This window comes from Pseudomonas sp. SK2, from assembly GCF_016772395.1.
Classification (GTDB): Bacteria; Pseudomonadota; Gammaproteobacteria; order Pseudomonadales; family Pseudomonadaceae; genus Aquipseudomonas; species Aquipseudomonas taiwanensis.
Genome location: NZ_CP061944.1, coordinates 4,714,608 through 4,729,761 on the forward strand (window position 1 = coordinate 4,714,608; position 15,154 = coordinate 4,729,761).

A 15,154-nucleotide genomic window follows, 5' to 3' on the forward strand; every position below is an offset into this window, starting at 1 on the left:
CGCAAGGCCGCTCCCGCCCCACACAGGGCAGGAGCGGCCCCTGGCGATCAGGACGACAGGTATGACGACCGGGTCAGGCCAAGACGCAGCGCATCGAGGAACTGGGTCCGCTCGCGGGCGCTGATCCTGGCGCTGGCCACCTTGTCGCGGTAGTGGGTCATCAACTCCTCCGGCGACAGGTGCACGTAGCGCAGCATGTCCTCGATAGTGTCGTGGGTCTCGATACCGGCGTGGTACACGCTGCCATCGGCATTCTGATAGATGTTCACCGAGTCGGTGTCACCGAACAGGTTGTGCATGTCGCCCAGGATCTCCTGGTAGGCGCCGACCAGGAACACACCCAGCAGGTAGTCTTCGCCTTCCTTGACCGCATGCACCGGCATGCTGGTCTCGATGCTCTGCTCGTCGACGTACTGGTTGATCTTGCCGTCGGAATCGCAGGTCAGGTCCTGCAGCACCGCGCGACGCATCGGCTCTTCATCCAGGCGATGCAGCGGAATGATCGGCAGCACCTGGCCGATGGCCCAGGTATCCGGCAGGCTCTGGAACACCGAGAAGTTGCAGATGTACTTGTCGGCCAGCTTGTCGTTGAGCTCGTCCAGCACTTGGCGGTGCGAGCGCTGGCGGGCTTTGAGCGAGTTGTGCAGGCGACGGCACACGGCGAAGTAGCACTGCTCGGCCAGGGCTTTCTCGGCCAGGCTGATCTTGCCATCGGCATACTGCGCTGCCACGTCACCCATGTAGTGGGTGGCGCGCCAGTAAGTCTCGGTCACCATCTCGATGTCGGTCGGGCCAAGCAGGTCGGCCAGCCACTGCACGGTCTCCGGCAACGACTCCTTGTTCTCGATAGTCGGCACGTCGTCGTTGTGTTTCTCGACGTCGGTCACCTGGATCACCAGCATGGCGTGGTGCGCGGTCAGCGAACGGCCGCTCTCGGAGAAGATGTGCGGGTGTGGCAGGCCCTGCGCGTCGCAGAACTCCTTGAGCATGCCCACCACCACGCCGGCATAGTCATCCATGTCGTAGTTGATGGAGCTGGCATTGCGCGAGTGAGTGCCGTCGTAGTCGACACCCAGGCCGCCGCCGACGTCGATATGGTCGACCGGCAGGCCCAGGGCCCGTAGTTCGCCATAGTAACGGATGGCTTCCTTGAAACCGTGCTGGTAGTCGGCCAGGTTGGCGATCTGCGACCCCATGTGAAAGTGCAGCAGGCGGATGCCCTGGTCCAGGCCCGCGTCGCGGAAACGCTGAACCACCGAGATCAGCTGGGCCGCGGACAAACCGAACTTGGACTTTTCGCCACCCGTGTCTGCCCACTTGCTCGATGCCAGCGACGACAGACGCACGCGCAGGCCTACCTGAGGCTTGACCTTGAGCTCGGCGGCCTCCTCGATCACCAGAGCCACTTCGGACTCTTTCTCGATGACGATGAACACGTTGTGGCCGAGTTTCTGCCCCATCAGCGCCAGGCGAATGAACTCACGGTCCTTGTAGCCGTTGCAGACGATGGTCCCGCCCTTGGGCGCCAGCGCCAGCACCGCCAGCAGCTCGGGCTTGGAGCCGGCCTCAAGGCCGATGGACACGTTCTGGGTGGCGATGATGTTTTCCACCACCGCTTCCTGCTGGTTGACCTTGATCGGGTACAGCGCGGTGTACTTGCTCTGGTACTCAAGGCGCGCGATGTTGGCGTCGAAGGCGCCGGTCAGCTGGCGCACGCGGTCCTGCAGAATGTCTGGGAAGCGCACCAGCAGTGGCAGCGACAGGCCGCTCTGGCGCAGCTCCTGGACTTGCTCGAACAGGTCGATCGGGGCACTGCTCGGCCCGTTGGGGCGCACTTCGACGCGCCCGGCTTCATTGATGGCGAAATAACCAGCGCCCCAATGGCGGATGCCATAAACACTGCGGCTGTCGGCCACGGTCCATTGGCTACCATCGTCTTTGCGTGTGCGTCGTACGGACATTCACGTCCCCTATAGATAAGTCGAAGACACTGCCCCACGAGGCGGCGGGCGCAGTGTAAAAGCTGAAAATGACGATTATTCCGTATTCAGGGATAGACCCCTGCTACGGAAACGAGTTTAGAAAGCGCTGGGGAAAAAATCGCGCGGCCGTATCAACCGCCGGATTTCTTCGCCTTGAAGCCTTGCTTGGTCAGCTCGCCGATGAGTAACTCGACGTGATCGCCCTGGATCTCGATCACGCCCTCTTTCAAGGCGCCACCGGTACCACATCGGCGCTTGAGGGTGGAGGCCAGCTCCTTGAGCTGGTCGAGCGGCAGCGGGACGCCGGTGACGGTGGTCACGGTCTTGCCGCCACGGCCTTTGCTTTCACGACGAACGCGGGCGATACCGTCCCCCTCGGGGATGACGGATTGCTTACAGGTGCAGGCGTCCACCGGCTGGCCACAGTCGGGGCAATGCCGACCGGAATCGGTGGAGTACACGAGACCGCCAAGGGCGGAGAAGGAAGAAGCTTTCTTGGCCACTTTTGTTCCTCTTGCTGAGGACAAAAACTGGTCGACGGGAGCCGACCGCGAAGCCCCACTCTGGCAGGGGCGGCGCTACTGCCACAAGACCTGCGGCAGCCCGAAAAGGGCGCGCAGTGTAACGATAAAACCGGCGTTTGCTAAGTACTGGAATGCGCCATTTTTCGAATGTTTTGCGACCCCTCGCAGGCAAGCCCGCTGCAACGGCTATTTCACTGGACTCACTGGCAGTGAATCACCTGCTGGAGCGGGTTAACCCGCGAAAAGGCCAGCACCGGGAAGCCTACCTCAGAGACTGGCCTTGTAGCGCTGCAACGCCGCCAGCGAGTCCGGGCAATAGGGCTTGCTCAGGCTCTCGGCCTCCGCTTGCTCGATGCGAACGAACTTCGCCTCTATCACTTCTTCCGGCTGCAAGCGCAACGGCGCATCCGACACCGCCGAATACACCGCGCACCACAAGCGGTTGTCCGGCTGGTCGAAGTAGAACCGCTCATGGAAGCGCAAGTCGACGCCTTCGATCCCCAACTCTTCGGCCAGCTCTCGCGCGGCGGACTCGGCATACGCCTCTCCAGCCGTCACCATGCCGCCTGCCGCCACATCCCAGTAGCCTGGGTAGAGCGCCTTGCTCAGGGTACGGCGGTGCACGCACAGTTCACCGGCACTGTTGAACAGCAGGATGAAGGTGCAGCGACCGATCAGGCCGCGCTCACGCAACTGAGCCCTGGGCAAGGCGCCGAGGACCTGATCGGCTTCGTCCACCCAGGCGACCAGCTCACGGTCGGAAGCTGCCCGGTGGGCAGCCTCCTTGGGATCGATGGCCATGATCAGCCCTGGGACAGCAGCTGACGCAGGTCGATCACCGCTGCGTTGGCTCGGGAGATATAGTTGGCCATCACCAGCGAGTGGTTGGCCCACATGCCGAAGCCACTGCCGTTGAGCACCATCGGGCTCCACAGCGCCTCCTGGGACGCCTCCAGTTCACGGATGATCTGGCGGACGCTGACGGTAGCGTTCTTCTTCGCCAGTACATCGGCGAAGTCCACCTCGATGGCACGCAGCAGATGCGACAGCGCCCAGGCCTGGCCACGGGCTTCGTAGAACACGTTGTCGATCTGCAGCCAAGGCGTTTCCACCAGTTCCTCGTCAACCTGCGGCGCCTGGCCGGGCTGCACCGACTCGGTCTTCAGGGTGCTGTTGAGCTTGACCCGGCCGACACTGGCCGACAGGCGCTGGGACAGCGAACCCAGACGGGTCGCCACGTCACCCAGCCAGTTGTTGAGGTTGTCGGCACGGGTATAGAAGATCGCGCCCTGATCACCCTTGGCCAGGCGAGCCTGGTAGCGGCTCAGCGACTTGATGCCTTCCTCGAACTCCGACTCGCTCGATGGCAGGATCCAGCTCTTGTTGTCGAAGTTGAAGCGCGGCTCGGCCTTGGCCAAGTCGGCGTCTTCGGTGGATTGCGACTGCGAACGGGCGAAGTCCTTGCGCAGTGCGCGCGACAGGTCGCGCACCTGGACCAGCACGCCGTATTCCCAACTCGGCATGTTGTCCATCCACAGCCCCGGTGGGAAGCGGTCGTTGGAAATGTAGCCGCCCGGCTTGTCCAGCAAGGTCTGCGCGACCGTCTTGAGGGTTTCGATGGTGGTGTAGCCAACGACCATCTGCTGGCCATTCTTCTCGGCCGCCGCCTGGGCGTTCTGCTGCACCGGGAACAGTTCGGGCTCCTGGCTCCAGTACCAACCAAGGCCAATGCAGACCAGCAGGTAAAGGCCAATCAACGTGCCCAGCGCACGGCTCCAGAGGCCACCAAGGTAGCTGCGGGCCGCAGCACCGCGACCATCGACACGCTCGCGGGGCTCGGCTTTGGCCTCGCGGTTTTTCCAATCCAGCATGGCTTTGTCCTTAATCAGTCACGACGGTTCAGGGGCTTGGACCACAGGCCTGCGCCAGGGTGCCACGGCAAGCCCGCGTGGCTGCACTATAAAGCAGACACCGCCGTACGCATAAGCGACCAATGAGTCAGTAACTGAATATTCGTTCGGAACCCTTTGTTGATTCAGGGCACTCACTCGTCGGAAAAGAACTGCTAGCATAGAGCCATCATTGCACCTGCACATCCCCAACTAATAAGTAGTCAGGACATGAGCCAAACAGCCGAGCCGAGCCACGAGCGTCTCAAGCAGCACTTCGCCCAGCGTGTGATCCTCCAGGCCAGGCAGATCCTCGAGATCTGGCAGCGTCTGCAGCGTGGCGAATGGTCGGACGGCGACCTGGGCGAACTGTGCGAGGCCAACCTACGCCTGCAACGCTACGCCGAACGCTTCGAGCAGCCTGAGCACAGCGACCTGTCGACCGCCATTGGCCAGACCCTGCAGGCCATCGAAGCCAACAGCGCACGGCTCAACTCACAACTGATCGGCGAGCTCAACCGCCTGATGCAACGTCTGTCGCGCACCGGGCTGCGCAAGGGCGACCAACTCGACCAAGTGCCCCTGCCGCCCTTGCGCAAGCCGGTGTACATCCTGCTGCAGGACCATGACCGGGCCGAGCGCCTGGCCCAGCAGTTGGAGTTCTTCGGCCTGGGCGTCGAAGCCCTGTTCAGTGCAGACGCTTTCCAGGCCTCGATGAAAGAGCGCCTACCGTCAGCCATTGTCATGGATGTCGACTTCACCGGCCCAGGTCTGGGCCTGCAACTGGCTGCTCAGGCCCAGCAGGGCCTGGAGCAACACATCCCGCTGCTGTTCTTCAGCCATCAGGAAACCGACACGCCGACCCGGCTGGCCGCTGTGCGCGCCGGAGGCCAGGAGTTTCTCACCGGCACCCTTGAGGCCTCCAGCCTGCTGGAGAAAGTCGAGCTGCTGACCAGCGCCACCCAGTACGACCCGTTTCGCGTGCTGATCATCGACGACTCACGCGCCCAGGCCCTGCACACCGAACGCCTGCTCAACAGCGCCGGCATGATCACCCGCAGCCTGAACGATCCGATCCGGACCATGGCCGAGCTGGCCGACTTCCAGCCCGACCTGGTGATCCTCGACATGTACATGCCGGCCTGCACCGGCACCGAGCTGGCCAAGGTGATCCGACATAACGACCGCTATGTGAGCGTGCCGATCATCTACCTGTCGGCCGAGGACGACCTGGATAAGCAGCTCGATGCCATGAGCGAAGGCGGCGACGACTTCCTGACCAAGCCGATCCGCTCGCGCCACCTGATCACCACCGTGCGCAACCGCGCCGCCCGTGCCCGTCACCTGAAAGCGCGCATGGTCCGCGACAGCCTGACCGGGCTGTACAACCACACGCACATCCTGCAATTGCTCGAAGACTGCAGCTTCCGCGCGCGCCGCGAAGAGCAGCCGTTGAGCTTCGCCATGCTCGACATCGACCACTTCAAGAAGATCAACGACCGCCACGGCCATCCCATGGGCGACCGGGTAATCAAGAGCCTGGCGCTGTTTCTCAAGCAACGTCTGCGCAAGACCGATTTCATCGGCCGCTACGGCGGCGAGGAATTCGCCATCGTGATGCCTAACACTGGCCTGGAGGCGGCGCACAAGGTGCTCGATGAAATCCGCAGGCGCTTTGCCGAGATTCTCTACCCCGCGCAGCCCCACGACCTGCAATGCACGTTCAGTGCAGGTGTGGTTCAACTCGACGACGACCTGGATGCGCTGACCATGGCCAGCGCCGCCGATGAGGCGCTATATCGCGCCAAGCATGCCGGACGCAATTGTGTGGTGCGCGTGGAGCCCTGAGGCAGGGCTTTGCCTGTGCTGTGCCCTTCGCACCGACCTTGAATTCGCAGCAGTCCCTGTGGGAGCGGCTTCACCCGTGAAGGCGTCGGCACGGCCAAAACCAATGCCGGCACTGTGCCACTTTTTTTTGTGCCACGCCGCCCCGTCGTCATCACCACGTCACAAAACCGCAATAACTTCAGGCACCTACCTCTCCACTCCCCCGCAGGAAGTTCGCGGCTATGCGCCTGAAGTGGCTGACCAATTTCAACACCTTGTTGCTGGTGACCGTGTGTATCGCCCTGGGCGCGACCCTGTGGTGGTCGCAACGCGCCCTGGAACGTCCCTACCAGTTGATGGAGCGCTACCTTGGCCTGTCGCGGCAGTTCCAGAACGACGCCGTGGGCAATATCCAGGCCTACCTCGGCAGCGGTGACGCATTGCGCCACGCGGCGGCCGTGCAAGCCAATACCCAGTTGCAGGCCGCCCTCGCCGAGTGGCCGGAAGACCTGGCTGGCCGACTGCGCCCAAGCCTTGGCAGCCTTCAGGCCTTCACCCGCAACGAACTGCTTGCCGCCGGCAAGCTGGCCGGCGACCCACAGGCCTTGCTGCTGCAAGCCGAACGCGAACTGGGGGCGAACCTCGAACAATTGGCAGGCTATGCCCGCGACAGCGCGAGCGCCGAAGCCGAGCATTACCTGACGCCGATCCTCGACGCCACGCTGCACCTGGGCCGCCTGTCGTTGGCCCGGGACAAACTGGTCAGCAGTGGACGCGCCGAACTGGCCGACGAAGTCGATCGCGAGCTGCAGCTCATTCGCGCCCAGGCCCAGGTCATCGACAGCCTGCCACTGCTGGGCGTGACTCGCGCCGCCGCATCCGGCGCCGATGACTTCGCTGCCATGATGGGCCTGCAGACCCAAGCCAGCGAGCAACAGGAAGACATTGCCGTCGGCCTGAAACGCGAGTTGCTGAGTCTGCTAAACCGGTACCCCGCGGAACTGCAGCGCACCCGAGAGCTGATCGAACGCCGCACGGTCCTGGCCGCCAATACCAACGAACGCCTCGATGCCGTCCAACAGGCCATCGCCGCCGTGGAGCCGGCAGTGCGCAGCCAGCATGGCACGATCGCCAACGAAGTGCGCATCATCCAAGGCCTGATGATCGCTGTGATCCTGCTCATCGCCCTGCTCATCGATACCCTGCAGCGCCGCCTGGCCCGCACCCTCACCAGCCTGGCGCCGGCCTTGTCACGCTGGGCCGAGGGTGACTTCGCCAAGGCCATCGTCCTGGGCAAGAGCAACCGGGAGCTGCAGGACATACAGGAATCGCTCAACCGCCTGCGCCAGTATCTGGTGGAGCTGGTCGGCACCATCCGCCACAACGCCGAGCAGGTGGCGGGCAGCAGCCATGCCCTAGCCGGGATGAGTGCGGCCCTGCACGACGGTGCCGAGCGCCAGGCGGGCGATACCGGGCAGATTCGCGATGCGCTCGGTGAGCTTGAAGCGACCATCGTGCAGGTTGCCAGCGATGCCAGCTCGGCTGCCGATGCCAGCCGCGATGCCGGCCGTGCCGTCGAACAGGGCCAGGCCGTGATTGGCCAGAGCCTGACGGGCTTGCGCGAACTGGTGGACGAGGTGCACGGCAATGCCCGCATGATCGAGCAGTTGGCCGAAGAGTCAGCCACCATTGGTGGTGTACTGACGGTTATTCGCTCGATTGCCGAGCAGACCAATCTGCTGGCCCTCAACGCCGCCATCGAAGCGGCCCGAGCCGGCGAGATGGGTCGAGGCTTTGCTGTGGTCGCCGATGAAGTGCGCTCACTGGCCCAACGTACCACTGGCGCCACGGGCGAAATCCAGGCTTTGATCGACCGCCTGCAACAGGCGGCGCGTGAGTCGGTGGCGGGCATGCGGGCCCAGCTCGAACATGCCGAGGCTACCGCCGACCAGGCCCAGGCCGCCGACGGCGCGCTGGACGAGATCGTCAGTGCGATCCGCACGATTTCTGCCACGGCCATCCGGATTGCCGACGCCACCGCCCAGCAAAGCGGCGCCGTGGGCGAGATCCGCGACCACAGTGAGCGAATCCACGCCCTGGGCGAAGACAACCTGCAGCGCATCGGCGAAGGGCGCGAACAAGGGGAGCAGTTGCTGGCGCTGGGTGGCGAGTTGAACCGGGCGGTGGGGGCATTCAGGGTCTGAGATCGCACGCGAACTGGCCCGAAACAACCGGAGGAGCGAGCCTTGCTCGCGATGCGCCGCGCCGGCGGCGCTCGCTCCCCCAACGCTGAAGATATCCCGACAAACCCCCGCCCCCAACGCCCATCAACTCCGCTATCATGCCCAGCACGTTCCACCTCGCGAGTCCGCCATGCGCCGCCTGTTTTTCCTGCTGTTCCTGCTGCTGGCCAGCCCCGCCTTCGCCTCAGGCCTGCTCGACAACCGCCCCAGCGCCACCCTCGGTGCCGCCTCGCTGTCCAACAGCGCCGATTTCCTGCCTGTCCATGAAGCCTTCAAGCTCAGCCTGATCCAGGGCGACGCCCAGACCATCAAGTTGCGCTTCGTCGCCACCGACGGCTACTACCTCTACCGCCACCGCTTCCAGTTCCGCAGCGAGCCGGCCGACATTGCCTTGGGCGCACCACGAATCCCCAAGGGCGAGCCCAAGCACGACGAGTTTTTCGGCGATGTCGAGGTCTACCACGGCGTGCTCGACATCGAGATACCGCGCTCGACCAGCGACCAGCGCGCCTTCACCTTGCTGGTGAGCTACCAGGGCTGCGCCGACAAAGGCCTGTGCTATCCACCGGAAACCGAACGCCTGACCATCGACGGTACCGGCAGCGCCACCGCGCCAGTCCCTGACCAGGCTTGGAACTGGAAATCGCTGCTACTGTTCTTCCTCGCCGGCATCGGCCTGACCTTCACTCCTTGCGTGCTGCCGATGCTGCCGATCCTCTCGGGCGTCGTGCTGCGCGGCCAGGTAGGTGGCTGGCGTGGGCTCAGCCTGTCGTTGGCCTATGTGTTGCCAATGGCCGCCTCCTTCGCCGCGCTGGGTGCCTTGATGGGCGTGTTCGGTGCCAGCCTCAACTTGCAGGCGCGCCTGCAATCGGCATGGGTACTGGTGCCGTTCGCGCTGTTCTTCGTGCTGTTCGCCCTGGCCATGTTCGGTCTGTTCGAGCTGAAACTGCCGCAGGCGCTGAGCAGCCGCCTGAACAACTTCGCCAATGGTGTCAGGGGCGGCTCGCTACTGGGCGCGGCGGTGCTGGGCGTCCTGTCCAGCCTGCTGGTGTCACCGTGCGTATCGGCGCCGCTGGCCGGCGCGTTGCTGTACATCAGCGCCAGCGGCGATGCCCTGGGCGGCGCACTCAAACTGTTCACCCTGGGCCTGGGCATGGGGGCGCCGCTGTTGCTGGTCGCCACTGGCGGTGCAGCCTGGCTACCGAAGAGTGGCCCTTGGCTGAACACGGTGAAGAATGCCATCGGTGTATTGCTGCTGGGCCTGGCCATTGGCTTGCTCAGCCGCATTCTCCCGGGGCCGGTCACCTTGCTACTGGTCGGTTTCCTGGCCGCCGGCGTGGCGCTATTCCTCGGCGCCCTGGAGTTCGTGGTCAAGACACCACGCCAGCGTCTGGTACAACTGCTGGGCCTGGCGCTGCTGGTGTACGCCCTGGCCTGCTGGTACGGCGCCCTGAGCGGACGCGGCGACCCGCTACGCCCACTGCCACCGCCTGCGGTCGTCGGTGCAGGCCCGACCAGCCCCGCCACTCAATCGGATGCCTGGCAAACCCTGACCACCCCTGCCGCGCTCGATGCAGCGCTGGCCGAGGCCAAGGCCGCCGGCCAGCCGGTGCTGTTGGACTGGTATGCCGACTGGTGCATCAGCTGCAAGGTGATCGAACATGAAGTGCTCAATGCGCCCCACGTGCAACCACAGCTGAGCGCCTTCCGCCTGCTGCGCTTCGACATCACCGACAGCAATGCCGAACAGCGCAGCCTGCTCGACCGCTACCAGCTGTTCGGGCCGCCTGCGCTGATGTTCTTTGCCGCGAACGGCAGCGAAATTACCGCTGATCGGGTGATTGGCGAGATAAATGCCGGCGATTTTGCGCAGGTTCTGGCGCGCGTACGCAGCAAACTCGGTCTATAACTTCCCGCGGGCTGTAAAAAAACCTCAGTAGAGTGACCAGATTGAATTATTTGGTCACATACTTCGCGCGAACCTCGGACATCGTGCTGGCTATTGCCGGGAACTGGACACTTGCTCCCGCTTTGCGGCACACTCGCCGCGCTGTGTCGAATTGCCCTACAAATTCAAGGAATCCGCAGATGGCAACCCTACTGGTGCTCCACGGCCCCAACCTGAACCTGCTCGGGACCCGCGAACCGGGCCACTACGGCGCCGTGACCCTGGCCCAGATCAACCAGGACCTGGAGCAGCGCGCTCGCGCCGCTGGCCACCATCTGCAGTACCTGCAGAGCAATGCCGAGTACGAACTGATCGACCGTATTCACGCCGCACGCAACGAGGGTGTGGACTTCATCCTGATCAATCCGGCTGCTTTTACGCACACAAGCGTCGCATTACGTGACGCATTGCTTGCGGTGAGCATCCCATTCATCGAAGTGCACCTGTCCAACGTGCACAAACGCGAACCGTTCCGTCACCACTCCTACTTCTCCGATGTAGCCGTAGGGGTGATCTGCGGTCTGGGCGCCAGCGGTTATCGCCTGGCCCTGGAGTCCGCGCTGGAACAACTGGCTGCCAACGCACAGCCCTGATGATAGAGACCTCGGCCTAAGTGGGCCGGGGTTCGAGAGAAACGTTTTCAAACACGTTTTCAATTACGCCCCCTGACCGAACCTTGGGAGTTGATGATTAATGGATATCCGTAAAGTCAAGAAACTGATCGAACTGCTGGAAGAGTCTGGCATCGACGAACTGGAGATCAAGGAAGGCGAAGAGTCGGTCCGTATCAGCCGTCACAGCAAGGCCCCAGCCGGCCAGCAGTACTTCGCTCCGGCACCGGTTGCCGCCGCGCCTGTTGCCGCGCCGGTCGCTGCCGCCGCTGCCCCGGTTGCCGAAGCCGCTGCCGCCGCTCCAGCCCTCAAAGGCACCGTGATTCGCTCGCCGATGGTGGGTACCTTCTACCGCAAGCCTTCGCCGACCTCGCCGAACTTCGCTGAAGTTGGCCAGACCGTGAAGAAAGGCGACACCCTGTGCATCGTCGAAGCCATGAAGATGATGAACCACATCGAAGCCGATGTCGGCGGCGTTATCGACGCCATCCTGGTGGAAGACGGTCAGCCGGTTGAGTTCGACCAGCCGCTGTTCACCATCGTTTGATTCGCGGAGAGCCAACGATGTCTGGGAAGCTGGAAAAAGTCCTGATCGCCAACCGTGGGGAAATTGCCCTGCGGATCCTGCGTGCCTGCAAAGAGCTGGGCATCAAGACCGTCGCCGTACACTCCACGGCCGACCGTGAACTGATGCACCTGGGCCTGGCAGACGAGTCGGTCTGCATTGGTCCTGCTTCGTCCAAAGATTCGTACCTGCACATCCCGGCGATCATCGCTGCCGCTGAAGTGACAGGCGCTACCGCCATCCACCCTGGCTACGGCTTCCTGGCGGAAAACGCCGATTTCGCCGAGCAGGTCGAGAAGTCCGGTTTTGCTTTCATCGGCCCGAAAGCCGACACCATTCGCCTGATGGGCGACAAGGTCTCGGCCAAGGACGCGATGATCAAGTCGGGCGTTCCGACCGTTCCGGGTTCCGACGGTCCGCTGCCGGAAGACGAAGAGGTTGCCCTGGCAATCGCCCGTGACGTCGGCTACCCGGTGATCATCAAGGCCGCCGGTGGCGGTGGTGGTCGCGGCATGCGCGTGGTGCACAAGGAAGAAGACCTGATTGCCTCGGCCAAGCTGACCCGTACCGAAGCCGGTGCGGCCTTCGGCAACCCGATGGTCTACCTGGAGAAGTTCCTGACCAACCCACGTCACGTGGAAGTTCAGGTGCTGTCCGACGGCCAGGGCAACGCCATTCACCTGGGCGACCGTGACTGCTCGCTGCAACGCCGTCACCAGAAAGTCCTGGAAGAAGCACCTGCCCCGGGCATCGACGAGAAAGCCCGTCAGGAAGTCTTCAAGCGTTGCGTCGATGCGTGCATCGAGATCGGCTACCGCGGTGCCGGTACCTTCGAGTTCCTGTACGAAAACGGCCGTTTCTACTTCATCGAGATGAACACCCGTGTGCAGGTTGAGCACCCGGTGTCGGAGATGGTCACCGGTATCGACATCGTCAAGGAGATGCTCAGCATCGCCGCTGGCAACAAGCTGTCGATCCGCCAGGAAGACGTGGTCATCCGTGGTCATGCGCTGGAATGTCGTATCAACGCCGAAGACCCGAAGAAGTTCATCCCGAGCCCAGGCAAGGTGAAGCACTTCCACGCGCCAGGCGGCAACGGCGTTCGCGTCGATTCGCACCTGTACAGCGGTTATTCGGTTCCGCCGAACTACGACTCGCTGATCGGCAAGCTGATCACCTACGGCAAGGACCGTGACGAAGCCATGGCGCGCATGCGCAATGCCCTGGACGAGATCGTCGTCGACGGCATCAAGACCAACATCCCACTGCACCGCGACCTGGTGCGGGATGAAGGTTTCTGCAAAGGCGGCGTCAACATCCACTACCTTGAGCACAAACTGGCTAGCCAGGAGTGATCGCGTAGCGTGATGTACCGAAACCCCGGACATGTGCCGGGGTTTTTTTTGGGTTGTCTTTAGAGGGTTGGTGACTGAGCGGCGCATCGCGAGCAAGGCTAGCTCCTACGACTGTCTGCGCCACCCACTGACTGAAAACAAACGTAGGAGCGAGCCTTGCTGGCGATGCGCCGCGCAGGCGACGTTCGATCCCAAACAGCTGGCTTGCCGACGATGGGGCCGCAAGGCAGCCCCAAAATCACCCCTTCATCCGCGGCATCTCGATCCGGTGCTCATGTACCCGCCGATACAGGGTGGCTCGCGAAATCCCCAACGCCCGCGCCGCCTCTGCCGGCTTCCAGCGATGGCGAATCAAGGCATCGAGCAACAGTTGCCGGGCCGGGCTCGACGTCCCGACATCCGCCGAAGGCGCTGCATCGCCACGCACCTCCTGTGGCAGGCTCTCCAGACACACCTGCCCCCCTTCACTGACCGCACAGGCATAGCGCAACACCTGCCGCAGCTGGCGCAGATTACCCGGCCAGCGATACACCAGCAGCGCCTGCAACGCATCGTCGGCCAACGTCACCTCGACACCACACGCCTTGGCCTCTTCGGCCAGCAACTGGTGAATCAAGCCCAAGCGATCATCGCGCTCACGCAGCGGCGGCAACTCGAAGCGGGCGTTGGCCAGGCGAAAATACAGGTCCTCACGAAAACGCCCTTCACTCACCATCACAGCCAAGTCCCGGTGGGTGGCACAGATCACCTGGATATCCACGCGCTCGCGCCGTGCAGCGCCCAAAGGTGCAACCTCGCCTTCAGCCAGCACCCGCAGCAATCGGGTCTGCAGATTGAGTGGCATGTCACCGATTTCATCGAGGAACAAGGTGCCGCCATCGGCCTGCTGCAACAGTCCTTGCATACCTTTGCTCGATGCACCGGTAAAGGCGCCGGCCACATAGCCGAACAGCTCGCTCTCGATCAGGCTCTCAGGGATCGCCGCGCAGTTGAGCGTAACGAAGGGTCCGGTACAGCGCTGGCTCTGCTGATGCAACTGGCGGGCGAAAACTTCCTTGCCCGCGCCAGTCTCACCCTGCACCAGCACTGCAAGGTTGCAGTCCTTGACCCGCGTGGCCAGGCGCAAATGCTGCTCGATTCGAGGGTCCTGGGCCTGCTGCACGGCGCGCACTGGCTCGCGTCGCCGGGGCGCACTCACCCGGCCATACAAACCGCCCCACCCCGGCAGCCGCTGGGCAGAGGCCTCGTTGGCGCGGCGCAGCTGATCCAGGTCGAACAACTCGCCGATGTGCTCGGGCAAGCGTCCATGGCGGGCCAGCAGGCGCTCGCGGGCCAGGCTGTTGATCGCCCGCAGGCGCCCGTCGGCATCCCAGGCCAGCAGGTAGTCCGGCTGGCTCTCGACATACCCCGGCGTGCCATGAGCGCGCATCACCCAATGGCCTTGGGCGCTGTGCATGAAAAAGGCGTTTTCGATCTCCCGCGCAGTCTGCTCCACCAACTGGCGGATCAAGTGCTGGCTACGACGGTCGTCCGGCGATTGCAGGGCGGAAACATCCACTACCCCCAGCAACTCCCCTTGGGGGTCGAACACAGGGGCCGCCGTGCAGGTCAGGCCGATGAAGGCCGCGCGAAAGTGGTCACGCTTGTGCACCGTGACCGGCGCCTTGCTGGTCAGGACGGCCGCCACGCCGCAAGTCCCCTCCTCGCCTTCCGACCAGCAGGTACCCAGGTACAGCCCGGCCTTGCGGCAGTCGTTGCGAATAGCGGATTCAACCCGATAGTCGATGGTGCGCCCGAGGGCGTCGGTGAGCAGCACACAGTAGTCGGCACCGCGCACACGCTCATGCAGGCGCGCCACGGCATCGCTGGCGATACGCAGAAACAGTTCGGCACGTTCGCGGCATTCGTTGAGCACGCTTTGGGAAAGGATGCGCGGCCCCTGCTGGGAGCCTGGGTCGAGGCGGTACAGCTCCATGGAACGGCGCCATGAGTCGAGAATCAGCGGCGGCACCGGTGCCTGCGGCAGGCGGTCGGCATTCTTCAGCACCCGGCTGACGCAGTCGACATGGGCTCGGGAGTTCGCGGCAAGCATTCAGGCCCTCCGGTTCTCGTTGCTGTTTTTATCGTTGTCCGGCCATTAAGCGCTTCCGGACATCCCCCGACAAGCACTGAGTGATTACCGGCAGGCTTGAGACGCAGCGTCTCAGCGT

General features: G+C 63.5%; 11 protein-coding genes. 6 read left to right on the top strand and 5 right to left on the bottom strand.

Annotated elements, in window-relative coordinates; translation table 11 throughout:
* Positions 1-47: 47 nt before the first annotated feature.
* From speA to IF103_RS21250, 4 genes are all read right to left on the bottom strand, one after another.
* Positions 48-1,961, bottom strand: coding sequence for an arginine decarboxylase (speA, locus tag IF103_RS21235; RefSeq protein WP_023382506.1), 1,914 nt, complete (start codon positions 1,959-1,961; stop codon positions 48-50).
* Between the two features lie 152 nt (positions 1,962-2,113).
* Positions 2,114-2,485 (bottom strand): translation initiation factor Sui1, encoded by a 372-nt coding sequence (locus tag IF103_RS21240; RefSeq protein ID WP_023382507.1) that lies wholly within the window; start codon positions 2,483-2,485, stop codon positions 2,114-2,116.
* A gap of 288 nt (positions 2,486-2,773) precedes the next feature.
* The gene (locus IF103_RS21245) at positions 2,774-3,307 is read right to left on the bottom strand and encodes an NUDIX hydrolase (RefSeq protein WP_023382508.1); all 534 of its coding nucleotides are present in this window, start codon (positions 3,305-3,307) and stop codon (positions 2,774-2,776) included.
* 2 nt (positions 3,308-3,309) lie between these two features.
* Positions 3,310-4,377, bottom strand: coding sequence for a DUF2333 family protein (locus tag IF103_RS21250; protein WP_023382509.1), 1,068 nt, complete (start codon positions 4,375-4,377; stop codon positions 3,310-3,312).
* Between the two features lie 249 nt (positions 4,378-4,626).
* Between IF103_RS21250 and IF103_RS21255 the strand changes: the two genes are divergently transcribed.
* The 6 genes from IF103_RS21255 to accC all read left to right on the top strand — a co-directional run bounded on the left by IF103_RS21255 (position 4,627) and on the right by accC (position 12,944).
* On the top strand, positions 4,627-6,243 hold the full coding sequence (locus IF103_RS21255; protein ID WP_023382510.1) for a diguanylate cyclase: 1,617 nt from the start codon (positions 4,627-4,629) through the stop codon (positions 6,241-6,243).
* Positions 6,244-7,646: 1,403 nt separating this feature from the next.
* A complete protein-coding gene (locus IF103_RS25520; RefSeq protein WP_390897592.1) occupies positions 7,647-8,426 on the top strand; it encodes a methyl-accepting chemotaxis protein in 780 nt (259 codons plus the stop codon).
* A 169-nt stretch (positions 8,427-8,595) separates the two neighbouring features.
* Positions 8,596-10,374: a protein-disulfide reductase DsbD gene (locus IF103_RS21265; protein WP_202675659.1), complete on the top strand. Its 1,779-nt coding sequence runs from the start codon at positions 8,596-8,598 to the stop codon at positions 10,372-10,374.
* 179 nt (positions 10,375-10,553) lie between these two features.
* The gene (gene aroQ / locus IF103_RS21270; protein WP_008093086.1) at positions 10,554-11,006 is read left to right on the top strand and encodes a type II 3-dehydroquinate dehydratase; all 453 of its coding nucleotides are present in this window, start codon (positions 10,554-10,556) and stop codon (positions 11,004-11,006) included.
* Positions 11,007-11,106: 100 nt separating this feature from the next.
* Entirely contained in the window at positions 11,107-11,571 is a 465-nt protein-coding gene (gene accB / locus IF103_RS21275) for an acetyl-CoA carboxylase biotin carboxyl carrier protein (protein ID WP_104881211.1), read from the top strand.
* A gap of 17 nt (positions 11,572-11,588) precedes the next feature.
* Complete coding sequence (accC, locus tag IF103_RS21280; RefSeq protein WP_023382514.1) at positions 11,589-12,944, top strand: acetyl-CoA carboxylase biotin carboxylase subunit; 1,356 nt, start codon at positions 11,589-11,591, stop codon at positions 12,942-12,944.
* Positions 12,945-13,182: 238 nt separating this feature from the next.
* Here accC and IF103_RS21285 read toward each other — a convergent pair whose 3' ends face one another.
* Entirely contained in the window at positions 13,183-15,036 is a 1,854-nt protein-coding gene (locus IF103_RS21285) for a sigma-54-dependent Fis family transcriptional regulator (RefSeq protein ID WP_186599076.1), read from the bottom strand.
* Positions 15,037-15,154: the final 118 nt, after the last annotated feature.

What these genes read in the sequence shown, in the direction of transcription:
- speA (WP_023382506.1), bottom strand. Translation starts at nt 1,961, where the DNA reads ATGTCCGTACGACGCACACGCAAAGACGATGGTAGCCAATGGACCGTG.
- IF103_RS21245 (WP_023382508.1), bottom strand. Translation starts at nt 3,307, where the DNA reads ATGGCCATCGATCCCAAGGAGGCTGCCCACCGGGCAGCTTCCGACCGT.
- IF103_RS21250 (WP_023382509.1), bottom strand. Translation starts at nt 4,377, where the DNA reads ATGCTGGATTGGAAAAACCGCGAGGCCAAAGCCGAGCCCCGCGAGCGT.
- IF103_RS21255 (WP_023382510.1), top strand. Translation starts at nt 4,627, where the DNA reads ATGAGCCAAACAGCCGAGCCGAGCCACGAGCGTCTCAAGCAGCACTTC.
- IF103_RS25520 (WP_390897592.1), top strand. Translation starts at nt 7,647, where the DNA reads ATGAGTGCGGCCCTGCACGACGGTGCCGAGCGCCAGGCGGGCGATACC.
- IF103_RS21265 (WP_202675659.1), top strand. Translation starts at nt 8,596, where the DNA reads ATGCGCCGCCTGTTTTTCCTGCTGTTCCTGCTGCTGGCCAGCCCCGCC.
- aroQ (WP_008093086.1), top strand. Translation starts at nt 10,554, where the DNA reads ATGGCAACCCTACTGGTGCTCCACGGCCCCAACCTGAACCTGCTCGGG.
- accB (WP_104881211.1), top strand. Translation starts at nt 11,107, where the DNA reads ATGGATATCCGTAAAGTCAAGAAACTGATCGAACTGCTGGAAGAGTCT.
- accC (WP_023382514.1), top strand. Translation starts at nt 11,589, where the DNA reads ATGTCTGGGAAGCTGGAAAAAGTCCTGATCGCCAACCGTGGGGAAATT.
- IF103_RS21285 (WP_186599076.1), bottom strand. Translation starts at nt 15,036, where the DNA reads ATGCTTGCCGCGAACTCCCGAGCCCATGTCGACTGCGTCAGCCGGGTG.